Annotated in this window: 24 protein-coding genes; 3 read left to right on the forward strand and 21 right to left on the reverse strand. The window is 59.0% G+C overall.

All coding sequences use genetic code 11. The features are described 5' to 3' along the window. Positions 1-12 precede the first annotated feature (12 nt). The 6 genes from argO to tkt form a co-directional block, all read right to left on the reverse strand. Complete coding sequence (gene argO / locus IM271_RS16835; protein ID WP_047367435.1) at positions 13-648, reverse strand: arginine exporter ArgO; 636 nt, start codon at positions 646-648, stop codon at positions 13-15. A 144-nt stretch (positions 649-792) separates the two neighbouring features. Continuing rightward, positions 793-1,647 carry a small-conductance mechanosensitive channel MscS gene (gene mscS, locus IM271_RS16840; protein WP_003860082.1) on the reverse strand — a complete coding sequence of 285 codons (855 nt, stop codon included), beginning with the start codon at positions 1,645-1,647 and terminating at the stop codon, positions 793-795. 186 nt (positions 1,648-1,833) lie between these two features. Beyond that, complete coding sequence (fbaA, locus tag IM271_RS16845; protein WP_008499731.1) at positions 1,834-2,913, reverse strand: class II fructose-bisphosphate aldolase; 1,080 nt, start codon at positions 2,911-2,913, stop codon at positions 1,834-1,836. A 92-nt stretch (positions 2,914-3,005) separates the two neighbouring features. Continuing rightward, the gene (pgk, locus tag IM271_RS16850; protein ID WP_028014337.1) at positions 3,006-4,169 is read right to left on the reverse strand and encodes a phosphoglycerate kinase; all 1,164 of its coding nucleotides are present in this window, start codon (positions 4,167-4,169) and stop codon (positions 3,006-3,008) included. A 49-nt stretch (positions 4,170-4,218) separates the two neighbouring features. After that, a complete protein-coding gene (gene epd / locus IM271_RS16855; RefSeq protein ID WP_028014338.1) occupies positions 4,219-5,238 on the reverse strand; it encodes an erythrose-4-phosphate dehydrogenase in 1,020 nt (339 codons plus the stop codon). A 325-nt stretch (positions 5,239-5,563) separates the two neighbouring features. Further along, the gene (gene tkt, locus IM271_RS16860; RefSeq protein WP_041908344.1) at positions 5,564-7,555 is read right to left on the reverse strand and encodes a transketolase; all 1,992 of its coding nucleotides are present in this window, start codon (positions 7,553-7,555) and stop codon (positions 5,564-5,566) included. A 271-nt stretch (positions 7,556-7,826) separates the two neighbouring features. Here tkt and IM271_RS16865 point away from each other — a divergent pair, with 271 nt between their 5' ends. After that, positions 7,827-8,585: a M48 family metallopeptidase gene (locus IM271_RS16865; RefSeq protein ID WP_193052907.1), complete on the forward strand. Its 759-nt coding sequence runs from the start codon at positions 7,827-7,829 to the stop codon at positions 8,583-8,585. A 210-nt stretch (positions 8,586-8,795) separates the two neighbouring features. Beyond that, positions 8,796-10,064 (forward strand): OprD family outer membrane porin, encoded by a 1,269-nt coding sequence (locus tag IM271_RS16870; protein WP_193052908.1) that lies wholly within the window; start codon positions 8,796-8,798, stop codon positions 10,062-10,064. A gap of 76 nt (positions 10,065-10,140) precedes the next feature. On the opposite strand, the gene IM271_RS16875 is transcribed toward IM271_RS16870, so the two are convergent. The 14 genes from IM271_RS16875 to IM271_RS16940 all read right to left on the reverse strand — a co-directional run bounded on the left by IM271_RS16875 (position 10,141) and on the right by IM271_RS16940 (position 22,835). Next, positions 10,141-11,781 carry a thiamine pyrophosphate-binding protein gene (locus IM271_RS16875; RefSeq protein ID WP_193052909.1) on the reverse strand — a complete coding sequence of 547 codons (1,641 nt, stop codon included), beginning with the start codon at positions 11,779-11,781 and terminating at the stop codon, positions 10,141-10,143. Positions 11,782-11,794: 13 nt separating this feature from the next. Continuing rightward, positions 11,795-13,264: an aldehyde dehydrogenase gene (locus tag IM271_RS16880; protein WP_193052910.1), complete on the reverse strand. Its 1,470-nt coding sequence runs from the start codon at positions 13,262-13,264 to the stop codon at positions 11,795-11,797. Between the two features lie 9 nt (positions 13,265-13,273). Then, the gene (locus IM271_RS16885; RefSeq protein WP_059355441.1) at positions 13,274-14,044 is read right to left on the reverse strand and encodes an aspartate dehydrogenase; all 771 of its coding nucleotides are present in this window, start codon (positions 14,042-14,044) and stop codon (positions 13,274-13,276) included. 9 nt (positions 14,045-14,053) lie between these two features. Beyond that, positions 14,054-14,848, reverse strand: a complete 795-nt coding sequence (locus IM271_RS16890; RefSeq protein ID WP_028014345.1) for an SDR family oxidoreductase — start codon at positions 14,846-14,848, stop codon at positions 14,054-14,056. Next, positions 14,832-15,602 carry an alpha/beta fold hydrolase gene (locus IM271_RS16895; RefSeq protein WP_193052911.1) on the reverse strand — a complete coding sequence of 257 codons (771 nt, stop codon included), beginning with the start codon at positions 15,600-15,602 and terminating at the stop codon, positions 14,832-14,834. Before IM271_RS16895 ends, IM271_RS16890 begins: the two co-directional genes overlap by 17 nt. Positions 15,603-15,611: 9 nt before the next feature. Next, the gene (locus IM271_RS16900) at positions 15,612-16,142 is read right to left on the reverse strand and encodes a cupin domain-containing protein (RefSeq protein WP_017382915.1); all 531 of its coding nucleotides are present in this window, start codon (positions 16,140-16,142) and stop codon (positions 15,612-15,614) included. A gap of 10 nt (positions 16,143-16,152) precedes the next feature. After that, positions 16,153-17,409: an MFS transporter gene (locus IM271_RS16905; RefSeq protein WP_193052912.1), complete on the reverse strand. Its 1,257-nt coding sequence runs from the start codon at positions 17,407-17,409 to the stop codon at positions 16,153-16,155. Positions 17,410-17,434: 25 nt separating this feature from the next. After that, positions 17,435-18,622: an NAD(P)/FAD-dependent oxidoreductase gene (locus IM271_RS16910; protein WP_193052913.1), complete on the reverse strand. Its 1,188-nt coding sequence runs from the start codon at positions 18,620-18,622 to the stop codon at positions 17,435-17,437. Then, on the reverse strand, positions 18,619-19,545 hold the full coding sequence (locus tag IM271_RS16915) for a VOC family protein (protein ID WP_193052914.1): 927 nt from the start codon (positions 19,543-19,545) through the stop codon (positions 18,619-18,621). Before IM271_RS16915 ends, IM271_RS16910 begins: the two co-directional genes overlap by 4 nt. A gap of 78 nt (positions 19,546-19,623) precedes the next feature. Further along, positions 19,624-20,412, reverse strand: coding sequence for an IclR family transcriptional regulator (locus tag IM271_RS16920; RefSeq protein ID WP_028014350.1), 789 nt, complete (start codon positions 20,410-20,412; stop codon positions 19,624-19,626). 12 nt (positions 20,413-20,424) lie between these two features. Then, positions 20,425-21,174 (reverse strand): SDR family oxidoreductase, encoded by a 750-nt coding sequence (locus tag IM271_RS16925; protein WP_193052915.1) that lies wholly within the window; start codon positions 21,172-21,174, stop codon positions 20,425-20,427. Further along, on the reverse strand, positions 21,174-22,196 hold the full coding sequence (locus IM271_RS16930) for an aromatic ring-hydroxylating dioxygenase subunit alpha (protein WP_028014352.1): 1,023 nt from the start codon (positions 22,194-22,196) through the stop codon (positions 21,174-21,176). Before IM271_RS16930 ends, IM271_RS16925 begins: the two co-directional genes overlap by 1 nt. 10 nt (positions 22,197-22,206) lie before the next feature. After that, positions 22,207-22,515 carry a recombinase-like helix-turn-helix domain-containing protein gene (locus tag IM271_RS16935; RefSeq protein WP_028014353.1) on the reverse strand — a complete coding sequence of 103 codons (309 nt, stop codon included), beginning with the start codon at positions 22,513-22,515 and terminating at the stop codon, positions 22,207-22,209. Continuing rightward, positions 22,512-22,835 carry a non-heme iron oxygenase ferredoxin subunit gene (locus IM271_RS16940; RefSeq protein ID WP_003860044.1) on the reverse strand — a complete coding sequence of 108 codons (324 nt, stop codon included), beginning with the start codon at positions 22,833-22,835 and terminating at the stop codon, positions 22,512-22,514. The genes IM271_RS16935 and IM271_RS16940 overlap by 4 nt, the downstream gene beginning before the upstream one ends. A gap of 414 nt (positions 22,836-23,249) precedes the next feature. Between IM271_RS16940 and IM271_RS16945 the strand changes: the two genes are divergently transcribed. Continuing rightward, positions 23,250-24,461: an MFS transporter gene (locus tag IM271_RS16945; protein ID WP_193052916.1), complete on the forward strand. Its 1,212-nt coding sequence runs from the start codon at positions 23,250-23,252 to the stop codon at positions 24,459-24,461. A 3-nt stretch (positions 24,462-24,464) separates the two neighbouring features. Here the strand turns inward: IM271_RS16945 and speB are convergent, their stop codons facing one another. Then, positions 24,465-25,385, reverse strand: a complete 921-nt coding sequence (gene speB, locus IM271_RS16950; protein ID WP_017382921.1) for an agmatinase — start codon at positions 25,383-25,385, stop codon at positions 24,465-24,467. Positions 25,386-25,408: the final 23 nt, after the last annotated feature.

Consider the following 25,408-nt stretch of genomic DNA (forward strand, 5'->3'; position numbering starts at 1 on the left):
ATAAGACAAGGATTAGTTGAACAATTCCTGGACGTGGTGAATGCCCTCTTTTGCCAGCTGAAAAGCAATAAACCACATCACCAGCCCCACCAGGGTATTAATAATGCGCTGGGCTTTGGCAGTCCGCAGACGAGGCGCCAGCCATGCCGCCAGAATGGCGAGACCGAAGAACCAGAGGAAAGAGGCGCTGACCGTGCCGAGCGCAAACCAGCGTTTCGGCTCAACGTCCAGCTGTCCGCCCAGGCTGCCCAGCACTACGAAGGTGTCGAGGTAGACGTGCGGATTTAGCCAGGTGACCGCCAGCATGGTGACGATAATCTTCCAGCGGCCCTGCTTCATCACTTCGGCGCTTGCCAGCTCAATGTTGCTGCTCATCGCCGTTTTCAACGCACCGAATCCGTACCACAGCAGAAACGCCACGCCGCCCCAGGTCACCAGCGCTAGCAGCCAGGGGGACTGCATCAGCAGCGCGCTGCCGCCAAAAATGCCGGCGCAAATCAGCAGCAGATCGCTCACCGCGCACAGCAGGGCAATCATCAGATGATACTGGCGACGAATGCCCTGATTCATCACGAAGGCGTTTTGCGGGCCGAGGGGTAAAATCATGGCCGCACCTAAGGCAAGCCCTTGAAAATAATAAGATAGCATGACGATTTTCTCGCAGTGTTGTTCTGGAGGCTGACTATACTGCGCGAATCACATTAGAGGAAATGGATAATATTAATTGGGTATTAGCGGAGCTTATGAAAGTAAAGCCCGGTGGCGCAAGCGCTTACCGGGCTACGGGTGACGTTATTCTGCTTCTTTGACTTTTTTGACGTTTACGTCCATCTGCGGGTAAGGGAAGCTGATGCCGTTGGCGTCGAAATCGCGCTTGATGCGCTCCAGCACATCCCAGTAAACGTTTTGCAGATCGCTGCTTTTGCTCCAGATACGCACCACGAAGTTAATAGAGGAAGCACCCAGTTCATTCAGGCGAACCGTCTGCTCGCGGTCCTTCAGAATGCGGTCGTCAGAGGCGATGATATTTGCGATCAGCGACTTCACCTGATCGATATCGGAATCATACGCCACGCTGATGATGAGCTCGTTACGACGCACCGGCTCGCGGGAGAAGTTAATGATATTGCCCGCAATGATTTTCCCGTTCGGTACCACCACAATACGACCATCGACGGTACGCAGGGTGGTAGAGAAAATCTGTACCTGCAACACGGTACCGGCGATGCCGCCAAGGTCAACATATTCACCGGAGCGGAACGGACGGAAAGTCACAAGCAGTACGCCCGCCGCCAGGTTTGAAAGCGAGCCCTGCAGTGCCAGACCAATGGCCAGACCGGCGGCACCGAGAACGGCAATCACGGAGGCGGTTTGCACCCCAACACGGCCCAGCGCGGCAATCAGCGTGAAGGCGATAATGCCGTAGCGCACCAGTGCGGAGAGGAAGTCAGCCACCGTGGCGTCAATGTGTCGCGCGACCATCACACGGTTGACGGCGTTCGACACGATACGCGCCACGATCATCCCGACGATGATGATGGCAATCGCCGCGACAATGTTCACGGCATAGCTCAGCAGCAGGGCCTGGTTGCGCACCAGCCAGTTGCCGGCGTTATTGATGCTGTCTACAACATCGAGTTGTTCCATTTATTCTTCCTTTTGTTAAACCAAAACACAAAATCCATCCCCCATGGAGACAGGCAGGTCAGTAAAGGGTAAACAAAAAGCACCGGCTTTGCCAAACAGATCACAAAAACAGGTATTGCAGGATATTGAAAAAGCATAAAAAAAGGCCCGCATTTGCGGGCCTTCTGATGCTGTTAGCAGCTCAAATTACAGAACGTCGATTGCGTTCAGTTCTTTGAAAGCCTGCTCCAGACGGGTCACCATGGACGTCTGAGCAGCGCGCAGCCATACGCGTGGATCGTAGTATTTCTTGTTCGGCTGGTCTTCGCCTTTCGGGTTGCCCAGCTGGCCCTGCAGGTAAGCTTCGTTCGCTTTGTAGTACTGCAGGATACCGTCCCAGGTTGCCCACTGGGTGTCGGTATCGATGTTCATTTTCACTACGCCGTAGCTTACGGAGTCTTTGATTTCCTGAGCAGAAGAACCGGAACCGCCGTGGAAGACGAAGTTCAGGCTGTTGTGCGGCAGGTTGTGTTTCTTGGAAACGTATTCCTGAGAATCGCGCAGGATGGTCGGGGTCAGAACCACGTTACCTGGCTTATAAACGCCGTGCACGTTACCGAAGGACGCTGCAATGGTGAAGCGCGGGCTGATTTTGCTCAGCTCGGTGTAAGCGTAATCAACGTCTTCTGGCTGGGTGTACAGGGCAGAAGCGTCCATGTGGCTGTTGTCCACGCCGTCTTCTTCACCACCGGTGCAACCCAGTTCGATTTCCAGGGTCATGTCCATTTTGGCCATGCGCGCCAGGTACTTAGAGCAGATCTCGATGTTTTCGTGCAGTGACTCTTCAGACAGGTCGATCATGTGAGAAGAGAACAGTGGCTTACCGGTTGCCGCGAAGTGTTTTTCACCCGCGTCCAGCAGACCGTCGATCCACGGCAGCAGTTTCTTCGCGCAGTGGTCAGTGTGCAGGATAACTGGAACACCGTAGTGTTCAGCCATCTGGTGAACGTGGTGCGCACCAGAGATAGCACCCAGGATAGCAGCACCCTGAGGAATGTCAGTTTTCACGCCTTTACCTGCGATGAACGCAGCGCCGCCGTTAGAGAACTGAACGATAACCGGTGCTTTAACTTTTGCAGCGGTTTCCAGTACGGCGTTGATGGAGTCGGTACCTACGCAGTTAACTGCTGGCAGAGCGAAGTTGTTTTCTTTAGCTACCTGGAACACTTTCTGTACGTCATCACCAGTGATAACGCCAGGTTTTACGAAATCAAAAATTTTAGACATGTTGCTTAGTCCTGTATCTTCGGCCGTTAGAAAAGGTGCGAGCTCTTAAAAGCGCGCTGAAAATTGGGCAGGTTTCCCTGCCCTTGAATGGCTTACTTCTTAGCGCGCTCTTCGAGCATTGCTACTGCTGGCAGTACTTTGCCTTCCACGAATTCGAGGAATGCGCCGCCACCAGTGGAGATGTAGGAGATCTTGTCAGCGATACCGAACAGGTCGATTGCTGCCAGGGTGTCACCACCGCCTGCGATAGAGAACGCTTCGCTGTCTGCGATTGCGTTAGCCACGATTTCAGTCCCTTTGCGGAAGTTCGGGAATTCGAACACGCCAACAGGACCGTTCCACAGGATAGTTTTTGCGTTTTTCAGGATTTCAGCCAGTTTCTGTGCAGAAACGTCGCCCAGGTCCAGAATCTGCTCTTCGTCTTTGATGTCGTTTACAGATTTCAGGGTCGCGGTTGCGGTTTCGGAGAACTCGGTCGCCACGCGAACGTCAGTTGGAACCGGGATATCACAGGTACCCAGCAGGCGTTTGGCTTCGTCAACCAGGTCTGCTTCGTACAGGGATTTACCGACATTGTGGCCCTGAGCGGCAACGAAGGTGTTCGCGATACCACCGCCAACGATCAGCTGGTCAGCGATTTTAGACAGGGAATCCAGAACGGTCAGTTTGGTAGACACTTTAGAACCACCAACGATAGCAACCATTGGGCGAGCAGGTTCTTTCAGTGCTTTACCCAGTGCTTCCAGTTCGTCAGCCAGCAGAGGACCCGCACACGCGACGTCTGCGAATTTACCGATACCGTGGGTAGATGCCTGCGCACGGTGCGCAGTACCGAATGCATCCATCACGAATACGTCGCACAGTGCAGCGTATTTTTTGGACAGGGTTTCGTCGTCTTTCTTTTCGCCTTTGTTGAAGCGAACGTTTTCCAGAACAACCAGCTCACCTTCGGCAACGTCTACGCCGTCCAGGTAATCTTTCACCAGGCGAACCGGGTTGGACAGTTTGTCTTTCAGGTAATTAACAACCGGCAGCAGAGAGAACTCTTCGTTGTACTCGCCTTCAGTTGGACGGCCCAGGTGGGAGGTGACCATCACTTTAGCGCCCTGCTTCAGAGCCAGTTCAATGGTTGGCAGAGATGCACGGATACGCGCGTCGCTGGTCACTTTGCCATCTTTAACCGGTACGTTCAGATCGGCACGGATGAAAACGCGTTTACCTGCCAGATCCAGATCGGTCATCTTAATTACAGACATGGTGAATCCTCTCGTTGATTCTTAAAGTTTTGCAAGCGCAAGGTGCGCTCTACCTGAAACCTTTTGCGGCCATGGCTAACGTGGTGTCGAGCATTCGGTTAGCAAAGCCCCATTCGTTATCACACCAGACCAGCGTCTTGATAAGGTGCGCACCACTGACTCGCGTCTGCGTGCCATCCACGATGGCGCTGTGCGGGTCGTGGTTAAAATCTACTGAGACCAACGGTAATTCCGTATAGTCAACTATACCATGAAATGCTCCCTGTGCCGCTTTTTGCAGCAACAGGTTGACTTCACAGGCTTTTACCGGTTTTTTCACCGTCACGCTAAGATCGATTGCGGTGACGTTTATCGTCGGAACACGCACGGCAATCGCTTCGAAACGGTCATTAAACTGCGGGAAAATTCGGGTGATCCCTGCAGCCAATTTCGTGTCCACCGGGATGATTGACTGGCTCGCCGCGCGAGTGCGTCGTAAATCCGGGTGATAGGCGTCGATAACCTGCTGATCGTGCATGGCGGAGTGAATCGTGGTTACGGTGCCGGATTCAATGCCATACGCATCGTCTAACAGTTTGATGACCGGAATAATGCAGTTGGTGGTGCAGGAGGCGTTGGAAACAATGCGGTGCTCGGCTTGCAGCTCATGCTGGTTGACGCCAAACACGACGGTCGCGTCGAGGTCGTTACTTCCGGGATGAGAAAACAGGACTTTTTTCGCGCCTGCTGCCAGATGCGCTTCGCCGTGTTCGCGGTTGCCATACACACCGGTACAGTCAAGCACGACATCCACACCCAGTTCACGCCAGGGTAGCCCGGAAATGCTGTTCTCATGCAGCACACGAATAGCGTCATCACCCACAAAAAGCTGATCTCTTTCCTGGCGCACATCCCAGGCGAAGCGTCCGTGGCTGGTGTCATACTTCAATAAATGCGCCATGCCAGCAGCATCCGCCAGTTCATTGATTGCCACCACGGTGATTTCCGCCCGACGTCCGGATTCATACAAAGCACGAACCACATTACGCCCGATGCGACCGAAGCCATTAATCGCTACGCGTACGGTCATAGATCTCCTGCAAAGCAATCCCTGAGTTTGAGGTGGCTGAAAGAGTAATCCAGCGACGCCCGAAGGGGAATCTTTGCTATCACAAACTGCGATTGATTGGTCAATTGTCGAACATTTAATCGACTGAAACGCTTCAGCAAGAATAAGCGAATCGGGGAATAAAAGGAATGTCTGTCCAGATGAATAAGCGAGCTATATGACTTGCGTCACATTTTCGTTGGAATAATGACGCAAAAAAAGCCGGGTAAGCGCTAGCGCTTACCCGGCCTACTTTTGAGCCATTTGTAGGCCCGGTCAGCGTAAGCGCCACCGGGCAAAACGGCGATTACAGCAGTTCTTTCGCCTTAGCGACCACGTTCTCAACGGTGAAGCCGAACTCTTCGAACAGCTGTTCTGCCGGAGCAGACTCACCGAAGGTGGTCATACCGACGATAGCGCCGTTCAGACCCACGTATTTGAACCAGTAGTCAGCAATACCCGCTTCCACCGCCACGCGAGCGGAAACCGCTTTAGGCAGTACGGATTCACGGTAAGCAGCATCCTGCTTGTCGAACGCATCGGTAGACGGCATGGAGACCACGCGCGCCTTCACGCCTTCGGCAGTCAGTTTTTCCCATGCAGCTACAGCCAGTTCAACTTCAGAACCGGTCGCGATGAAGATCAGCTCAGGCTGGCCCGCGCAATCTTTCAGCACGTAGCCACCGCGGGCGATGTTTGCCAGCTGCTCAGGGGTACGCTCCTGCTGCGCCAGGTTCTGACGGGAGAGGATCAGCGCGGTCGGGCCGTCCTGACGCTCAACGCCGTATTTCCACGCCACCGCAGATTCAACCTGGTCACATGGACGCCATGTGCTCATGTTCGGGGTTACGCGCAGGGAAGCTACCTGCTCTACCGGCTGGTGAGTTGGACCATCTTCGCCCAGACCGATGGAGTCATGGGTGTAGACCATCACCTGACGCTGTTTCATCAGCGCAGCCATACGCACGGCGTTACGTGCATATTCCACGAACATCAGGAAGGTAGAGGTGTATGGCAGGAAACCACCGTGCAGAGCGATACCGTTCGCGATAGCGGTCATACCGAATTCACGTACACCGTAATGGATGTAGTTACCGGCAGTGTCTTCATTGATTGGCTTAGAACCAGACCACAGGGTCAGGTTAGAAGGCGCCAGGTCAGCGGAGCCGCCCAGGAATTCTGGAAGCAGCGGACCGAACGCTTCAATCGCATTCTGAGATGCTTTACGGCTGGCGATTTTAGACGGGTTCGCCTGCAGCTTCGCGATGAATTCGTTGGCTTTCGCGTCGAAGTCAGACGGCATATCGCCTTTCATACGACGGGTGAATTCAGCCGCTTCCTGTGGGAACGCCTTCGCATAGGCAGCGAATTTCTCGTTCCAGGCCGCTTCTTTCGCCTGGCCCACTTCTTTAGCATCCCACTGAGCATAGATCTCAGACGGGATTTCGAAGGCAGGGTGTTTCCAGCCCAGTGCTTCACGGGTCAGTGCGATTTCCGCGTCGCCCAGCGGTGCGCCGTGGGAGTCATGGGTGCCCGCTTTGTTCGGAGAACCGAAGCCGATGATGGTTTTGCACATCAGCAGGGACGGTTTGTCGGTGACTGCGCGAGCTTCTTCTACTGCACGTTTAATCGAGTCAGCATCGTGGCCGTCAACACCACGCACAACGTGCCAGCCGTAGGCTTCGAAACGTGCGGCGGTGTCGTCAGTGAACCAGCCTTCAACGTGACCGTCGATGGAGATACCGTTGTCGTCGTAGAACGCCACCAGTTTGCCCAGCTTCAAGGTACCAGCCAGGGAGCACACTTCGTGAGAAATGCCTTCCATCATGCAGCCGTCGCCCAGGAAAGCGTAGGTGAAGTGGTCAACGATGTCATGGCCAGGACGGTTGAACTGCGCCGCCAGGGTCTTCTCGGCAATCGCCATACCCACAGCGTTAGCAATGCCCTGACCCAGCGGGCCGGTGGTGGTTTCTACGCCAGCGGTGTAGCCCACTTCCGGGTGACCTGGAGTTTTGGAGTGCAGCTGACGGAAGTTTTTCAGCTCTTCGATTGGCAGATCGTAGCCGGTGAGGTGCAGCAGGCTGTAGATCAGCATAGAGCCGTGGCCGTTAGACAGCACGAAACGGTCGCGGTCAGCCCATGCCGGGTTCTGCGGGTTGTGGTTAAGGAAATCACGCCACAGGACTTCGGCGATATCAGCCATACCCATAGGGGCACCCGGGTGGCCGGATTTGGCTTTCTGTACTGCGTCCATGCTCAGCGCACGAATAGCATTAGCAAGCTCTTTACGTGAGGACATTTTAACTCCAGATCGGACTGTTAAAGGCCATGCCCTTGACGACAGCGCGTTTTGGGCTACGCCGGAAAAAAGTGCCAACAATGTAACCCAAGCCGCAGGGCATGTACATGGACCATTCTTTTGCAGCTTAAGAAATCTCTGGATCATGCTCGCATGTTGCGCAATCTGCTCGCCCGCGCCTGTAGATATTCCTTATACTTATCCCGCCCCGGCTTCGTTGCGGGGGCACTTTTCGGATTTTATTCAGTTTAACGAGTACGGAAGCAACCTCATGAAAATGCATGCAATAGTGCTGGCCCTGGGTACAACGCTCGTGCTGAGCGGCTGTCAGAATATGGACTCTAACGGCCTGATGACCTCAGGTGCAGAAGCCTTTCAGGCCTACTCCCTGAGCGACGCGCAGGTTAAAGCGCTGAGCGATCAGGCCTGTAAAGATATGGACGGAAAAGCCACGCTTGCGCCGGCTGACAGTACCTACACACAGCGTCTGAATAAGATTGCTTCCGCGCTCGGCGATAACATCAACGGCCAGCCGGTGAACTACAAGGTTTACATGGCGAAAGACGTCAACGCCTTCGCGATGGCCAACGGCTGTATCCGCGTCTACAGCGGGCTGATGGATATGATGACCGACAACGAAGTGGAAGCGGTTATCGGCCATGAAATGGGTCACGTTGCGCTCGGCCACGTGAAGAAAGGGATGCAGGTTGCCTTAGGCACCAACGCCATTCGCGTGGCGGCGGCCTCTGCGGGCGGCATCGTTGGCAGCCTGTCCCAGTCGCAGCTTGGTGACGTAGGTGAAAAACTGGTTAACTCCCAGTTCTCGCAGCGTCAGGAGTCCGAAGCGGACGACTACTCCTACGATCTGTTGCGCAAACGCGGTATTAATCCATCCGGTTTAGCCACCAGCTTCGAAAAGCTGGCAAAACTGGAAGCGGGTCGCCAGAGCTCCATGTTTGACGATCACCCGGCCTCAGAAGCGCGCGCGCAGCATATTCGCGACCGAATGGCCGCTGACGGAATTAAATAATTTTGGAAGGAGGCAATTTTGCCTCCTTTTTATTTCGCATGAATTGCTAACTAAATCGCACGTATCGGTAACACCTCTGAAAGCCCCGTCAAATCTACCCTTTCCGGCTGAAACGTCTGGTCATATATTCATTGCAATCGTTAATCTTTCCGGTAATTATCAAACGCGCAGTAATTCAATTTAATATATTAAGACAGAGACGTTCCCTCCGTGAAAAAAGAATTATCGTTAATTGCTTTAAGTTTATTCGCCGCATTACCCGCCGCTGCAAGCCAGCAATCTGACAGCAAGGGTTTTATCGACGACAGCCATTTAGACCTGTTATTACGCAATGCGTATATCAGCCGTGACTACCATCAGGGCCAGCAGGATAAAGCCGAATGGGGTCAGGGCATCATCGCCACCTTTGAATCCGGCTATACCGAAGGGCTGGTGGGCTTTGGCGTGGACGGCATCGCGCAGTACGGCGTGCGCCTGGACGGCGGTCGCGGCAAGAGCGGTGCGGGAGGTATCGACTTCTTTAAACAGGAAGATGATGGCCGGGCCAAATCCGATTTAGCGAAATTTGGCGCTACCGCCAAAATGCGGATCTCGAATACCGTGCTGAGCTACGGTAACCAGCGTCCTGAACTGCCTATCGTTAACGCCGACAGCTCCCGCCTGCTGTTTGAAAGCTACACCGGTGCCATGCTGACCTCGAAAGAGCTCGACGGCCTGGAAGTGAACGCCGGTTATTTCACCGACGAGCAGCGTAAAAGCGACGACCGCCACGACAGCGGCCTGAAAAGCCTGACTTTCGGTGGCGCAAGCTACCAGTTCAACGACCAGTTCAGCGGCGCGCTATACGCCTCTCATAACGAAGAGGTGATGAACAAACAGTACCTGGGGCTGAATTACAAACAGCCGTTCAGCACCGGGCAGCAGCTGGTGCTCGACTTTAACGGCTATAACTCGCGTCTGGATCAGGGCTACGCTGACAGCCTCGACACGGGCCGCAGCAACACCATCTGGAGCCTGGCGGCGAGCTACATCTGGGATGTTCACACGTTCAAAGTGGCGTACCAGCAGAGCAGCGGCAGCACCGGCTATAACTACGGCGGCTATCGCGACAAGGGTGGCGTGGGCGACGGCGGTAACACCATCTGGCTCGCGAACTCCTACTGGTCTGACTTTAACGGCGAAGATGAACGTTCCTGGCAGGCATCCTACGGTCTGGACTTCGCGGGTCTCGGCCTGCCGGGCCTGAGCTGGACCACCGCCTACGTACGCGGCGACAACATTAAGACGTCTGAAACCAGCAACGGCAAAGAGCACGAGTGGTTTAACCAGATCCAGTACCAGGTGCAGAATGGCCCGGCAAAAGATCTGAAGCTGAAACTGCGCTACTCCGTGCTGCGCGTCTCCAGCAACGCCAGCGACTATAACGTGGGCGGGGACGAGATCCGCGCCTACGTGGAATACCCGTTTAACGTGTTCTGATAAAACAAGCCGGGTGGCGGCTTCGCCTTACCCGGACTACTGTTTTCTCCCTCTCCCCGTGGGAGAGGGGAAACAGCTAGTAAAGCGTTTTCTGCGGCGGCCCTGCAAACTTCAGCGCGCCAATCTGACCCATCCGCACTTCCACTACCGACGGTCCCGGCATCGCCAGCGCTTCCGTCATCACGGCTTCAAAATCCTCTGCCCGCTCAACGCTCCACGCCTGCAGGCCAATTGCCTGTGCCAGCAGGGTAAAGTCCGGCGTATGCAGTTCGTTATAATACTGACGCCCGCCGAAGTACTTATCCTGAATGCCGCGCATCACGCCGTAGCCCCCGTCGTTCATGATCAGCAGCGTCACGTTAGCTTTCTCCTGCGCCAGCGTCGCCAGCTCGCCTAAATTCAGGCTCAGGCCACCGTCGCCCACCAGCCCCACCACCTTACGCTGTGGGTTGGCAATCGCGGTACCAATCGCCATTGGCAGCCCCATGCCAATCGCCCCGGCAAGAGAGTGAATGTTCATCAGCGGACCGTTAGCGCGGAACAGACGACTGCCCCACAGGCTGCCGGAAACGGTGATATCGCGCACCAGCAGGCCGTCCTGCGGCAGGGCTTTTTCAATGGCGTCGTTGAGCTTCGCATAGGCGCCGCACTGCTCGCGCAGGCCCTGTTCAGCCTGCGAGACCACCTGCTGCACCTGCGCGTCCCACTGGGCGTTGCCCCACTCGCGGCCCTGCGCTTTATCAGCCAGCGCGCCAAGCAGCGCTGAACAGTCGGCTATCAGCGTGTTATCCATCAGGTAGTTACGGCTCGCCGCCGCCGGGTCGATATCAATCTGCACCCGTGGAGACGGCAACTCCAGCGTCCAGGAGCGGGTTTCGTTGCTGCGCAGGCGAGAACCGGCGACCAGCGTAAAATCACACTGCGCAATCAGCGCCTCAACCGACGGCGAGTTGTGGAACGCCCGCAGGCTGGCACGATGGCCGTCCGGCAGCACGCCGCGCGCGTGGGTGCTGGAGATCACCGTCATGCCCGCATCCGCCAGTTTTTTCACCGCGTCAGCGCTTCCCAGCGCCCCGCCGCCCAGCCACAGCAGCGGCTGTTTAGCCTGCCTGAGCTGCGCCCATAAAGCATCCACCATCGCGGGATCCACGGCTGCAACCGAAGCCGGTTTCACCGGTGCGGTCACCAGAGACAGCGGAATTTTAGCCCCCTGAATATCAATCGGGATCTCCACGGAGACCGGCCCGCACGGTGGGGTCTGCGCGTCCTGAATGGCTTTATGCAGGATAGCTATCGCCTGGCTGGCATTGCTGATGCGGTACGCCCGTTTTGAACTGGCCTTCAGGAAGGTCAGCTGGTCGCGGGTCTCGTGGATAAACCCGGTGTCGGCGTCCAGCCAGGCCTTCTCAACCTGTCCGGTTAAATGCAGCAGCGGCGTGCAGGCGTTCATCGCCTCCACCAGCGCGCCTACCGCGTTCCCCGCCCCCGCGCCGGTGCTGGTCAGCGCCACGCCGAGGCCGGAAAACCGCCCGTGGGCGTCGGCCATGGTGACGGAACCCGCCTCGCCGCGCGCGGGCACGAAGCGGATTTTGCCCCGCTGCCCTATCGCGTCCGCGATCGGCAGGTTGTGAATGGAGATGACGCCGTAGATGGCCTCAACCTGATACTGCTCCAGCGTTCTGGCGATGGCGTCGCCGACGGTTATCATTTCGCTCATTGCTCACCCTTTCTCAGTCGCACCAGTGGTTGACGCTGTTACCCGTCGCCAGATAAATGCTCTTTTGCTGCATCCAGGCTTTCAGCCCCTGAATGCCCTTTTCGCGGCCCAGACCGCTCTCTTTAAAGCCCCCGAACGGGGTCGAAATCGCAAAAACTTTGTAGGTGTTGATCCACACCGTACCGGCCTCCAGCTGCTCGCTCAGGCGCAGCGCCCGCCCGGTGTCGCGGGTCCAGATCCCTGCCGCCAGGCCGTAAACCGAGTCGTTCGCCTCGCGGATCAACGCCGCTTCATCGCGAAACGGCATCGCCACCAGCACCGGGCCGAAGATCTCCTCCTGGCAGGCGCGGGCGCCGTTCGTCAGCCCTTCGATAATGGTCGGCTGGAAGAAGCTGCCGTTTGCGAGGTCAGGATCCGCCGGGATCTCCCCGCCGCACAGCACCCGGCCCCCCTCGCGCTTCGCCAGCTCGACGTATTCCTGCACGCTCTGGCGATGTTTCTCATTGATCAGCGGCCCAACGTGAACGCCGTCGGTGAAGGGGTGCCCTACGCGCAGCCCGCGAGTTAATTCCAGCAGCCGCGCCATCAGCGGCGCGTACAGGCTTTCGTGGATAAACAGCCGGGACCCGGCGATGCACGCCTGCCCTGCTGAGCTGAAAATGCCGTAGCAGATCCCGCGCGCGGCCTGCTCAACGTCGGCATCCTCCAGCACGATGGTCGGGGATTTACCGCCCAACTCCAGCGACGCCGGGATCAGCTTTTCCGCGGCCACGTGCGCCAGATGGCGGCCCGTATTGGTGCCGCCGGTAAAGGAAATTTTTCGCACGCGGGGATGGCGCGCCAGCGCGTCGCCAATCACCGAGCCTTTGCCCGGCAGCACGCTCAGCAGCCCGGCGGGCAGCCCGGCCTGTTCAAAAATGCGCGCCAGCTCAAGCGCCATCAGCGGCGTGGCTTCGGCAGGCTTGAGGATCACCGCGTTCCCGGCGGCGATGGCCGGGGCGACCTTCTGCATCTCGCTGGCAATGGGAGAGTTCCACGGCGTGATGGCCGCCACCACGCCGAGCGGCTCATAGCGGCTTAGCGTCAGCAGATCCGGCTGGCGCGGCGTGGGCAGTTCCCCTTCCAGCAGCTCGCAGGCGGCGGCGAAGTAGCGGGCCGTTCCCGCCGCGCTCATCACCAGCCCGCGCGCCTCCGCCAGCGGCTTGCCGTTATCCCGGCTCTGCATCTGCGCCAGCTCGTCAACGCGGGACTCAATCAGATCCGCCACCTTGTGCAGGATCTTCGCCCGCACGTGCGGCAGGCTGTTGCGCCAGACGGGATCGCGCCACGCGCGCTCGCCGGCCTCGATCGCGTCGTGCAGATCGTCAAGGTTTGCCGCGTTCAGCGTCGCATTGAGCGACCCGTCAGCCGGGAAGTGGCTCTGCATCGGGTTGCCACCGCCGCGTCGCCACTGGCCGCCGATAAAAATCTTCAGATCGTCCATCGTCACTCCTCAGCTCAGGGCCAGCTCGCGGCAGGCGCGCACCGCGCTGAGTGCCGCCAGGGTGGAGGTTTTAGGGTTAGACGCCAGCGGCAGCCCGCTCAGCTCCAGATGGAATTCGCCAAACAGCCCTTCTACGTGCAGCGTGTGGGTGTTACGTTTCGTTGCCGGGTCAACCATCAGCTGCACGCGGGTTTCATCCATCCCGACGCCGCCGAGCGCCACGGTCGCCGCCACGTTGGCGTTCGCCGGGAACAGGCGCGCCGCCTCGCGGGCGCTCCCTTCAAAAAAGACCTGCGCCTCTGAGACCGCGTTAAGATCGATAAGCTGCTCGGCATAGCTGCCGCGCCAGCTGGCCGGACTTTTACGCGACTGATAGGTGACGCGCTCAAGCCCGCCCTCCTTCGCCGCCGCCAGCCCGTCGATGCCGGCCACCGCCCCGGAAAGCAGGGTCAGTTTCCCGCCCGCCGCGAGCAGGCGCTGCTCCAGCGCGCTGTCCGCCAGCGCGCCGGTGGAAATGACCGCCAGATGCCAGCCGCGGCGCAGAATCGCTTCGCCGTACTGCGCAACCGCCTGCTGGCTGGCGCACTCCAGCACCAGATCGGGCGTTTGTGCGCACGCCATCGGCGAGGTCAGCGCCTCGACCGCATCGCCAAACTGGTCGCGAATGGCGGCATGGTGAGACGCGCGCGCCACGATCCAGCCGATAGCCACGCCGGCGGGCAGACGCTCAATCACCGCCTGCGCCATGGCGCCATAACCAATTAACATTACCTTTTTCATGATGCGTCCTTACAGATGGCGGCAAAAGCCGCCGGAAACGTCCAGCGCCGCGCCGGTGGTAAACGAGGCCAGCGGTGAGGCGAGGAACAGCAGCGCCTGCGCGGGCTCCTGCGGCTTACCGAGGCGCGCCATCGGAATGCCGCGCTTACGCGCGATTTCCGCCGTCCACTCCGGCCAGCTCTGGCTTTTATCCGCCCGGCTTTCAAAGCGGCGCTGCCACTGGCCGGACTCGACCATACCGAGCAGTATGGAATTGACGCGAATGCCTTTGCCTACCAGCTCTTTCGAGAGCGTCAGCGTCATGTTCAACAGCGCGGCGCGGGCTGCCGACGTGGCGATCATGTGCTCTTCCGGCTGAAGCGCCAGCAGGGAGTTCACGCAGGTGATGGAGGCGATGTCGGACCGTTCCAGCAGCGGCTGAAACGCCTGTACCGGATTAATGACGCCAAACAGTTTAAGTTCGGCTTCGTGCAGCCACGCCTCGCGCGGGGTGTCGCTGAAGTGCGCCACGTAGCCCTGACCGGCGTTGTTGATCAGCATATCCGCCGCGCCAAAGCGCGCCTGCACCGCATCCGCGAAGGCCTGCACCTCGTCGGCATTCAGCACGTCGCAGCGGTAAGAGAAAATCTCCCCGTCGGGATAGTCGTTTTGCAGCGTCGCATGGGCGCTGGCGAGCCGGTCCGGGTCGCGACCGCAGAAGGCGACTTTCGCCCCTTCGCCCAGCAGCAGGCGCAGCGTTTCAAAGCCAATGCCGGACGAACCGCCGGTAACGACCGCTACGCGGCCGTCAATGTGTGCATTCATCGCGCACCTCTTCGTTAATGCGTAAAAGCTGTTGATTAAAAAACGCGTCGTTATCGAGATAGCTCGCGTGTCCGGCCTGCGGAATCGCGGTAAACGGCATGCCGTAGCGCAGCGCCAGCCCCTGTACCAGCTCGGGCTGCGTGATCGCGTCCTGCTCGCCGCACCAGACTTCAAATTGACCAGCGTAACGCTTAAGCCAGCCGTGAATGTCGTCATGCGCCAGCATCCACGCGGCAGCGAGGTAGCCTTCCGGGCGCAGCCTGCGCATGCCCGCCGCGACGGTGGCGATATCTTCTGCGCGCGCGCCGGGGCGCAGCAGCTTCGCGGCGCGGGTCTGCGCGAGAATGTCGCCACCGAGCGCCATCTGCTGCTCGCGATTACGCCAGACCTGCTCTCGCTGCTCCGGCGCGGCATTACCGTAGCCCTGCGCGGCGTCCGCCAGCACCAGATGAATGACGCGTTCAGGGAACTTCGCCGCAAACGCGCTGGCCACCAGCGCCCCCAGGGAATGGCCCACCAGTACCGCCTGCCAGACGCCTGCGCGTTCAAGCATCGCCGCCAGCGCGTCGGCGTAATCTCCCGCGTTCGCCCGCTCAACCGCCAGCATCGGGCTTTCGCCGTAACCGGGCATGTCCCACGCCAGCACGCGAAAGCCCTCCAGCGCCATCTGCTTATGCCAGGACGCAGCGCCAGAGCTGATCCCGTGCAGCAGCATCAGCGGGATGCCGCTTCCCTGTTCACGAAAAGCCGTCATGTCGCCCCCTTAGTTCCGCTTCACTTTTGAGAGCGGATGATCGGAGGGATAGGTCGGGATTTCCGGCTTGTTGGTTCCCAGCATGACGCACATCAGCGCCTCTTCTTCCCCGTGGTTAAACAGGCCGCGATAGATGCCCGGCGGGACGGAGATCAGGTCACGCTCGCGCAGCACGGTTTCGGTGTAGTTGTCGCCGTCCTGGATCATCAGCGTGATCTGCCCTTTGAGCATGAAGAACACCTCCTCCACGTCGTCGTGCAGGTGCAGCGGCCCTTCGCACTTCGACGGCAGCACCATGGTAGAGAAGGTAAAATGGTCCGCCTGCACGGTATTGGTGTCGTTCGCCACGCCGGTTGCCCCGGTGCCGATGTAGCGCATCTGCGCCCGGCGGTATTTCGGGTCAAAATCGGCCTGGAACTTCAGCGCGTTCCAGTCGTATTTACGGCCTTCGAAGCGCGCGATGCGCGACTCGACCCACTCTTCCATTGTCAGGTGGTCGGGTTTGATGCCTGTTTTGTTGGTTACGGTTGAATCAGTCATGACACTCTCCTCAGTAACGTCTCAGCAGCGGCAGTAACAGGACGCAGCCCACCGCCGCCATCACCGCCAGAAAAATCAGCCCGGAATCCATGCTGTGGGTGAAAGCGATCAGCGCGCCCATCACCGCCGGCGACAGCGCGCCCGCAAAGTTTCCCAGCCCGTTGAAGATGCCGCCCGCCGTGGCGCTCACCCGGGGATGGGTGGCTTTCGCCAGCAGGGCGAAAATGTTGGGGGCGCCGGTGCCCCACATAAAGGTGCTGAAGCTCATCGCCGCGATGATGGCAAGCGGGGTGTCGAGGTGCATCACCGCCGCCAGGCCTACCGCCGCCCCCGCCATCGAGATAAAGCAGGCCGCCGCGCGCTTATCGACCCGGTCAGAGAGCCACGCGCCAATCACCTCGCCCGCCAGCATGGCGATGAACGGCATCGACGACAGCCAGCCCGCGTGCTCCAGATGAATGCCTTTGCCCTTAATGAGATAGCCCGGCAGCCAGCCGTTGATGCCCCACAGGTAGGTCAGAAAGGCGATGTTAAAGATGCAGATGATCCAGAAGTGCGGGCTAACAAACAGCTCGCGCCGCGCCGCGCGCCGCTCGTCCTGAGACGCCTGCGAGGTGCCGGGTTTTGCTTCCAGACGGATCCCGCGCAGGCCGATGCGCACAAAGATAAGCACCGGCACGGTCAGCATTGCCATCACAAAGAAGGTGCTCTGCCAGCCGAAGGTGTTCAGGAGCCAGAGGGAGAGCGGGAAGCCAATCGCCGCCCCGACCGGCGTGCCCAGCAGCCACAGCATGGTGGCGCGCGCCTGTAAATGCTGCGGGAAGTTGTGGCGCACGATGGCGAAAGCCAGCGGGAACAGCGGTCCTTCCGCCACGCCCAGCAGGATGCGCAGGACGATCATCAGCGTGTAGTTATGGGTAAAGCCCATCGCCACCATCAGCGCGCACCACACCACCATCATCCCGGTGAGCAGGCGCAGCGGCGCGATTTTGTCGCCTAAACCGCTCAAAAATACCGACGAAAAGCCGTAGCTCAGCAGGAAGGCGCTCATCAGAATGCCGAGGCGCGTGGTGTCAAAATCGATGCCCATCGCCTGCTGGAAATGGGTGTCGGAAAAGAGCGCCGCGATGCTGATTTTGTCGAAAAAGGCCAGCAGCACGCAGGCCAGCAGCGACAGCGGGATGGCCCAGCGCACCGCTTTTTCAGGCGTGCGGGTTCCCTCACCGCTCGCCTCGACGGGCGCGGTGTTGGTCTCTAATGTAGTCATGTCTCCCCCTACGGGTGCGGGTTAGCTATCGCAATGACATCAGTGAAAAAGTCGGGTCGGCGAGCGGTACGTCCGACAGGTCCCGCCCCGCCGCCATCCAGCGTTTCGCCAGCTTGACGGTGCGCGCATCGTTGAACGCCACCAGCTGCGTTAGCCGACCGTTGTCGTCCAGCGAGAAGTACAGCGCCTCTTCACGCACTATCGTTCGGCTGCCCGGCTGCGGAATGCCGAGGATCTGGATGTTGTGCTGATATTGATCCGACCACAGCCACGGCGCGTCGTCGTAGCCTGGCGCATCGGGGTTAAGCATGGCTTTCGCCGTCGCCACCGCCTGATTCTGGGCGAAGGCCCAGGACTGAATGCACAGGCCGTAGTGATGGTGTTGCGCCACGTCGCCGGCGGCAAAGATGAACGGATCGGACGTGCGCCCCTGGGCGTCCACCACGATCCCCCGCTCGGTGCGAAGTCCCGCATCGCGCGCCAGCTCAAGATTGAGATCGACGCCGATCCCCACCACCACCGCGTCAAAGGTTTCACGCTGGCCATCGCAGTGGATGACCGGCAGGCCGTTATCGTCCTCCAGCTCCAGCGCGCCGCAGCCGGTACGGATATCCACCCCCTGCTCGCGATGGATAGCCTCTAAGCGCTGCGACACCTCGCCGCTCACCGAGCGCATGCACAGCGCGGGCTGCTGCTCGAACAGCGTGACCATCACGCCGCTTTTGCGCGCGGAAGCGGCAATCTCAAGGCCGATCCAGCCGCCGCCGACAATCGCCAGTTTTTTACTTTCCGCCAGACGCGCCTTCAGGCGCTGCGCGTCCTGCCAGTGGCGCAGAGTGTAGACCTGCGGATGCGCCGCCCACGCCTGCGAAGGCAGGCGCGCCCGCCCGCCGGTGGCCATTAAAAGAATGTTGTAACTAAGATGTTCGCCGTTGCTCAAACGCAGGGTTTTCGCTTCGCGATCGACTGATTCAGCACGCAGCGGGCGGTACCAGGTCAGGTTCAGCGCCTGCTGTGCTTCTTCGCTAAACAGCCGCGGGAGCGCCGCGTCCGGCTCCAGCAGAGACGCTTTCGACAGCGGCGGACGTTCGTAGAAATCCCACTCCTCTTCCGCCACTACGCAGATCTCGCCGTCGAAGCCCTCGTCGCGCAGGGTTTTCGCCGCCCAGCCGCCCGCCTGACCGCCGCCGATAATGACAATGCGCGACGTCATACCGCCTCCGGCTTTTTCTGCTGGCGGCGCGTGTCGTGGTCAATCCCGCCTTCTACCGCCCATTCGGTAAAGGAGACCAGGGAGTGCTCCAGCTCGCGCGGCTGCCAGTTTTCCGTCAGATAGTCGTCGTTGGTGTAATACTCAAACGCGCCGCCGGTCGGGCTATTGACGTACCAGAAGTACGCCGACGACACCGGATGGCGGCCCGGCCCGATAAAGGTGCTCCATTCATTTTTATTCATCGCGATACCGCCGCCGATCACCTCGTGGATGTCGCGCACGGTGAAGGCCACGTGGTTGAGGCCGCGCTTGCGGTTCGGCAGTTGCAGCAGGAACAGGTTGTGATGTCCGCCGCGCGCCCCGCAGCGCAGGAACACGGCGTGGTTGATGTAGCGGTCCGAAACCTGGAAGCCGAGCACCTCGCGGTAGAATTTTTCCACCGCCGCCAGCTCTTCTACAAAGAACACCACGTGCCCGACGTTGATCGGCTGCGCGCGATCGTAAACCGGGCTGGGTGTGTCGATACGGCGGGCGTCGCCCCACTGGTTGATCGGCTCAACGTTCAGCTCAACGTCGGTCTGCTGGCTGACCTGCACACGCAGGGTCATGCCGTTCGGATCGAGACATTCCAGCGCGTCGCCCACTTCGCGAAAGCCGGGCTGCTGCGCCAGCTTGGGGCGCAGCGCGTCGAGATCGGACTGTGCGGCAACCGCCCAGGTCATGCGGCGCAGGGTGTTGCCCGCTTCAAACGCCGGCGGCAGGTCGGGGCTGTCGATGGGGTTCAGCTCCACGCGCGCGCCGCTCAGGGTGGTAAAACGCTGGCCGCTGGCATCGCCCGTCAGGCCAAAATCACGCATAAATTTGGCGCAGTGCGTCAGGTCTTCCACGCCAAATTCCAGCTTTTCAATTCCGGTTACACTCATCTTTCGTTGCCTCATCTGGCCCAAATTGGGCGTAAAACATGCCCGACGCAGTCAAGCGCCTGACGTTAACTCACTGATTTAGCTAGCCTGTGACAAATACCCTAAGAAGCCAGAAATTTTATCCGCCGCGAGGCGAACCTCGTTTTGCAGCCGCTCGCGGTCGGTCTGCGGGATCTCCTCCGACGGCACCAGAATGCTGACCACCGCTGCCACGCGTCCGCTTCGGTCATACACCGGGTAGACGATGGAGGAGATGCCGTGGCGGAAGAAGGATTCGCCGATGACAAACCCGCGGGCTTTGTCCTGTTGCACCATCTGCCACAGGGCCTCGCGGTCGTGAAGCTGCCCCGGCGTGTTGCCCGGCAGGCGCTCGTGCGGGAACAACTGTTCGAAATCGGCGCGGGAAATATCGGTCAGCAACATGCGGCCCAGCGAGGTGCAGTGCACCGGCAGGCGGGTGCCAATGCTGACCTGATTGATGCGCGACCCGGCGGCGCTGACGCGGGCGATGTAGATAATGTCGCGCCCGTCGCGGATCGCCAGATGGCTGCTGCACTGGCTGACGTCGCGCAGCTGCTCAATCACCGGCTGGCCGACCTGCGCCACGTCCAGCGAGGCGATGTACTCAAAGCCGAGACGCAGCACGTTCATGCCCAGCGAAAAGGTATTGGTACGCGCGTTGCGCTCCAGAAAGCCCATGTACTCCAGCGTCTGCACCACGCGATAGGCGGTCGCCTTCGGCATATCCACCAGCCGGTGCAGCTCGGCAAAGGTCAGATCGCGATGCTGCTCGCCAAAGGCCAACAGCAGCTGTAAACCGCGCTCCAGCCCCGGCACCAGATACTTCACTTCCTGATCGTTTGCCATAATCGCTACACCTTAGTTAAAGACAAAACCGCCGTTGACCGGGATCAGCTGCCCGGTGATAAACCGCGACAGATCGCTTAACAGCCAGACCACGCTGCCGGTGACGTCTTCCGGCTGCTGCGCGCCGGTTAACGCGCGGCCATTCTCGTAGAGCTGATGGCGCTCGGCCGGAACATATTCGGTCGCCTCGACGCGGGTTAACCCCGGCGCGATGGCATTAATGCGTATACGCTTTTCACCCAGTTCGCGTGCCATTGAGCGGGTCATGGCAATCACGGCGCCCTTACTGGCGACGTAGGCCATCAGGCGCGGCGCGCCCCACAGCGCGGTGTCGGACGCGACGTTCACGATGCCCGCCCCCTCGCACAGCAGCGGCACCGCGGCGCGCGTCACCAGCCAGGTGCCTTTGACGTTGACGCTCATCACCCGATCCCAGAGATCCGGATCGTAATCGAGCATATTTTTGCCGCCGACGCCCGTCGCCATCGCCGCGTTGTTCACCAGGCCATCGATCTGACCCTGCTCGCCAATCGCGCTGAACACCTGCTCAATGGACTGCGGATCGGCCAGATCGATAACGTGCGATTCGATCGCATAGCCCCGCTCGCTCAGGGCGTGGGCGCTTTCGGCCAGCTCGCCCTTGAGGATGTCGCACATCACCACCGCCGCGCCCTGCTCCGCGCAGGCTTTGGCAAAGTGAAGGCCCAGCCCGCGCGCGGCGCCGGTTATGACGATGCGTTTGCCGCTCAGCAGCCCGTTCATCAGGCGGCTCCCTGCTGTTCTTCGCGCATCGCCAGTTGCTCTTTGGCGGCCTTTTGCATCATGCGGCGCAGGCGCGAGAGGCCGACGTCGTGCTGATACAGGTATTCATGGTCGCGGGCGTTTGGCGCCAGGCTTTCCAGCACCACGCGGTCCTGCTCCAGCACTTCCCAGTGCAGTTTTTCCAGACGGTTGCGGTACATGAAGCGCCACATGTCGCGCTGCCAGCCCTGCACCCGGCGAATGCGCCAGAAGAAGACGCGGCAGTTGTCGTTATCTTCCGGCACCACCATGCCGACGATAAAGAAGTGGCCGCCCGGCCCGAAACGCTTCTTGTACGGAATGGAGAGGCGCATCCAGCAGGTGCCGCTGTTGCCCAGCTCCACCCAGTCGAAATTGACGCCGCTCTGCCCCTTTTTCTCAAAGATGAAGCCGGTTTTGGTCGGCTGGAGCACCATGTCGGCCTTGCGATCCCCTTCCGCCATCGAGTGCGACGAGGAGTGCAGATAGGTGCCGTGCATCGGGTCCATCACGTTTTCCAGCGCGTACTGGTAATTGCATTTCCACGCGGCGGTGCAGAGGAAGTTGCTGAAGCTGTCCGTATCGGCGAGCTCGTCCGGGAAGGTCAGCTCGTCCGGCTGCTGGTCTGCGGTGACGCCAAACCACAGAAAGATTGCGCCGTGCGCCTCCTGCACGTTGTAGCTGCGCACGCACTGCTGGCCGACCAGCGGGCATTTGTCCACGGCGGGCACGTCTTTCACCTCGCCGTTGCCCGCGACCTCCACGCCGTGATACCAGCAGGCAATGCGGTCGCCAAGGTTCCAGCCCATCGACAGGCGTGCGCCGCGGTGCGGACAGCGGTCCTCCAGCGCCTGCACCTGGCCGTCTTTGTTGCGCCAGACCACAATCTGTTCGCCCAGGCGGGTAATGCCCACCGGTGCAGACTGCACCTCCCAGCTCGCCAGCACCGGATACCAGAGGCCGCGCAGACCTTTATCGAGATAGTGTTGTACGGTAGTCGTCATCGCGTTGCCCTCAGTAGCCGTTAACCTGTAAGAATGCCTGGAAGCTGGCCTCGCTCCACGGCTCGCCCTGCTGATCGTGCATGCGCACCGCGTTCAGCCCGTTCACCAGCTCCGGTAAAGTTTCAACTCCCTGCTCGAAGAGATCTTCCAGCGTGGCGATAAGGTTCACTTCCCAGCTTTCCGGCTCGCGGCTGCGGGTCTGCCAGATCAGGTTCTGGTAATCACCCGGCTTATGGATCGCACCGTTACCGCCCTCAGCCGGTGGGGCAAACTGACGGCTTTCCGGCAGCGCCGGGTTGTAGTTCAGGGTGTCGCTCATGCCACGGTCTCCTCGACGAAGGTAATCTGAATCTGGTTTTCAAAAACCCGAACCGGGTAGCGGTTGAGGTTGCGCCCGCCGGGACCGTGCAGGCACTGACCGGTTTTGACGTCGAATACCGCCTCGTGCAGCGGGCATTCCACCTTGCCGTCTTCCACGAAGCCCTGGCTCAGCAGGGCATAGGCGTGGGGGCATACGTCTTCCAGCGCGTAATATTCACCGTCAATCAAATACACGCCGATCTCTTTACCGTCGACGTTGCCGCTAAAAGGGAAATCTTCCTGTACTTGTTCTGCGTCACATACGCCTATCCAGCTCATCACGATCCTCCAGGCTTTTGTTTCATATATGAAACTCTGTTTCTTATTTAATACGGTCAATATAAAAGCGATGAATGTTTCGTCAAGCCGCAATGTGACGAATTTGTTAATCAAACAGCAATTAATTAACTAAGTGTGCAAAGGATCACGAAAAAATGCAGCGATATGAAATTTTCATTATTTCGGTGTGAAAGAATACGATTTATCGATGGCCTTAAATTTTAATAAACAGTGATTGACTTCTTTTCTTTTTGTTCCTTAAAAATAAAAGAAGGGAAAATTATGGTGTTTCACCTGTGAAACTTAATTTTATTTCTTCTTTAATAAACAATGAGTTTCACAGGTGAACCATTTTACCTACGTGACAATCACGCGCATAAAAATAGAAATAAGCGAAAACATAAGGCAGGCGTTATGACGGCAAGATGGCAGGGCACAGTGGCACTGTTATTACTGATTATTATTTCCTACGTTGACCGGGTGAATATTTCTGTCATGATTTTAGACCCGGAATTTGCTCAGCATTTTCAGCTAAATGAAAACAGAATGTTACAGGGAATGCTTATGACCTGTTTTCTGCTGGGTTATGGATTTTCAGCTTTATTATTAACTCCGGTTATTGAAAGCAAACTCCATTATCGACAGGGATTATTGAGCAGCATAGCGATGTGGGCAGCGGTATGCGCCATTTCACCGCTGCTCGGATCGCTGATGGGCATGCTCGTCGCGCGCACGATCCTGGGGATCGCTGAGGGGCCGCTCTTTTCGCTGAAAACGCGCTTCATCAGCGATCACTTTAGCGCGCAGGAGATCGGCAAACCCAACGCCGTGACCGCGCTGGGCGTCTCGCTCGGGCTGGCCGTGGGCTTTCCGCTGGTAACGTGGCTGATGGCGCATCTCGGCTGGGCCGGGTCGTTTTATGCCCTGGCGGCACTGAATCTGGTGCTGGGCGGCGGCCTTGTCTTGCGCTTCCTGCCCGCGCCGCGGGGTGCGGAGAAAATCAAAAAACCGGACTTCGCAGAGACGTTTTCGCTGGCCTGGCAGACGCCGCTGCTCGGGTGGATCCTGCTGGTGGAGATTGCCACTCTGAGCTATCTCTGGGGTAGCAGCGCCTGGCTGCCCGCGTGGCTGCGCGACGAGCATCATTTCTCGCTGCACGCCACGGGCATGCTTGCGGCCATTCCCTTCCTGCTGAGTCTGGGCTCGAAGTTCCTCGGCGGGGTGCTGCTCGACAAAATGCGCCCGGAACAGGCGCCAATGCTGTTTGTGGTGGGCGGCGCGCTGACGGCGCTGTCCGTGGTCGCGCTGATGCTCAGCCATCAGCCTGCCTTGCTGGCGCTGTTTATGCTCTCGGCGAATATCTTCTGGGGGCTACAGGGGGCGGCTATTCCGGCGGTGATCCAGCATCACGCCGCGCGGGAAGCGGTGGGCAGCGCTTACGGCATTATCAACGGGATCGGCAATATCTGCGCGGCGTTTATTCCGCTGCTGATGGGGATGGTGATGAGGTCGGTAGGGTCAGTCAGCTCAGGCTTTTCGGTGCTGGTCGTCTCGCAGGTAATCACCCTGCTTGCCGGGGGAATGTTGCTGCTGCGCATGCGTCGCGCAGCAGCAATCAGCGCGTAAGGCTTATTCGCCTTTTTTCGCGGCCTGGATGTAGAGCATTTCCAGCGCCAGGGTCGCCGCGGCAAGCGCGGTGATCTCGGACTGGTCATAGGCTGGCGCCACTTCCACCACGTCCATCCCAACGATGTTCAGATCCTTCAGGCCACGCACCAGCTTGATGGCGCGGTCTGACGTCAGGCCGCCAATAACCGGCGTACCGGTACCCGGTGCAAACGCCGGATCCAGGCAGTCGATATCGAAGGTCAGGTATACAGGCATATCGCCGACGATCTGCTTAACCTGAGCCAGAATATCGTCCACGCCGCGATCGTTCACCTGGCCAGCGTCCAGCACGGTGAAACCGTTGTCTTTGTCGAACTCGGTACGGATGCCGATCTGCACAGAGTGGTTCGGATCGATCAGGCCTTCTTTCGGCGCGGTGTAGAACATGGTGCCGTGGTCGAACTCGCAGCCGTTCGCGTAAGTGTCGGTATGCGCATCGAAGTGCACCAGCGCCATTTTACCGAAGTGCTTCGCGTGGGCGCGCAGCAGCGGCAGAGTGACAAAGTGGTCACCGCCGAAGGAAAGCATGCGCTTACCGGCCGCCAGCAGTTTCTCTGCGTGCGCCTGCAATTTTTCGCTCATTTCGCGCGCGTCGCCGAAGGCGTACACCAGGTCACCGCAGTCCACCACGTTCAGGCGCTCGCGCATGTCGAAGTTCCACGGGAAGCGGTTGTGCTCCCAGGCCAGGTTGGTGGAAACCTGACGGATTGCCGCCGGGCCGTGACGACCACCCGCACGACCGGAGGTTGCCATGTCGAACGGTACGCCGGTGATCACCCAGTCAGCGTCGCTGTCGTACGGCTGGAAGTTCATTGGAAGGCGTAAAAAACCAAACGCGTTAGATACCAGAGAGTTATCGTACTGATGACCTAAAGTGCTCATGTCCTGACCTCTTTTGACGTCGA

It is taken from the genome of Enterobacter cloacae complex sp. I3 (genome assembly GCF_014896175.1).
Taxonomy (GTDB): Bacteria; Pseudomonadota; Gammaproteobacteria; order Enterobacterales; family Enterobacteriaceae; genus Enterobacter; species Enterobacter bugandensis.

Bases quoted from the DNA above. Each gene is read 5' to 3' on its own strand.
- argO (WP_047367435.1), bottom strand. From the start codon at position 648: ATGCTATCTTATTATTTTCAAGGGCTTGCCTTAGGTGCGGCCATGATT.
- mscS (WP_003860082.1), bottom strand. From the start codon at position 1,647: ATGGAACAACTCGATGTTGTAGACAGCATCAATAACGCCGGCAACTGG.
- fbaA (WP_008499731.1), bottom strand. From the start codon at position 2,913: ATGTCTAAAATTTTTGATTTCGTAAAACCTGGCGTTATCACTGGTGAT.
- pgk (WP_028014337.1), bottom strand. From the start codon at position 4,169: ATGTCTGTAATTAAGATGACCGATCTGGATCTGGCAGGTAAACGCGTT.
- epd (WP_028014338.1), bottom strand. From the start codon at position 5,238: ATGACCGTACGCGTAGCGATTAATGGCTTCGGTCGCATCGGGCGTAAT.
- tkt (WP_041908344.1), bottom strand. From the start codon at position 7,555: ATGTCCTCACGTAAAGAGCTTGCTAATGCTATTCGTGCGCTGAGCATG.
- IM271_RS16865 (WP_193052907.1), top strand. From the start codon at position 7,827: ATGAAAATGCATGCAATAGTGCTGGCCCTGGGTACAACGCTCGTGCTG.
- IM271_RS16875 (WP_193052909.1), bottom strand. From the start codon at position 11,781: ATGAGCGAAATGATAACCGTCGGCGACGCCATCGCCAGAACGCTGGAG.
- IM271_RS16880 (WP_193052910.1), bottom strand. From the start codon at position 13,264: ATGGACGATCTGAAGATTTTTATCGGCGGCCAGTGGCGACGCGGCGGT.
- IM271_RS16885 (WP_059355441.1), bottom strand. From the start codon at position 14,044: ATGAAAAAGGTAATGTTAATTGGTTATGGCGCCATGGCGCAGGCGGTG.
- IM271_RS16890 (WP_028014345.1), bottom strand. From the start codon at position 14,848: ATGAATGCACACATTGACGGCCGCGTAGCGGTCGTTACCGGCGGTTCG.
- IM271_RS16895 (WP_193052911.1), bottom strand. From the start codon at position 15,602: ATGACGGCTTTTCGTGAACAGGGAAGCGGCATCCCGCTGATGCTGCTG.
- IM271_RS16900 (WP_017382915.1), bottom strand. From the start codon at position 16,142: ATGACTGATTCAACCGTAACCAACAAAACAGGCATCAAACCCGACCAC.
- IM271_RS16905 (WP_193052912.1), bottom strand. From the start codon at position 17,409: ATGACTACATTAGAGACCAACACCGCGCCCGTCGAGGCGAGCGGTGAG.
- IM271_RS16910 (WP_193052913.1), bottom strand. From the start codon at position 18,622: ATGACGTCGCGCATTGTCATTATCGGCGGCGGTCAGGCGGGCGGCTGG.
- IM271_RS16915 (WP_193052914.1), bottom strand. From the start codon at position 19,545: ATGAGTGTAACCGGAATTGAAAAGCTGGAATTTGGCGTGGAAGACCTG.
- IM271_RS16920 (WP_028014350.1), bottom strand. From the start codon at position 20,412: ATGGCAAACGATCAGGAAGTGAAGTATCTGGTGCCGGGGCTGGAGCGC.
- IM271_RS16925 (WP_193052915.1), bottom strand. From the start codon at position 21,174: ATGAACGGGCTGCTGAGCGGCAAACGCATCGTCATAACCGGCGCCGCG.
- IM271_RS16930 (WP_028014352.1), bottom strand. From the start codon at position 22,196: ATGACGACTACCGTACAACACTATCTCGATAAAGGTCTGCGCGGCCTC.
- IM271_RS16935 (WP_028014353.1), bottom strand. From the start codon at position 22,515: ATGAGCGACACCCTGAACTACAACCCGGCGCTGCCGGAAAGCCGTCAG.
- IM271_RS16940 (WP_003860044.1), bottom strand. From the start codon at position 22,835: ATGAGCTGGATAGGCGTATGTGACGCAGAACAAGTACAGGAAGATTTC.
- IM271_RS16945 (WP_193052916.1), top strand. From the start codon at position 23,250: ATGACGGCAAGATGGCAGGGCACAGTGGCACTGTTATTACTGATTATT.
- speB (WP_017382921.1), bottom strand. From the start codon at position 25,385: ATGAGCACTTTAGGTCATCAGTACGATAACTCTCTGGTATCTAACGCG.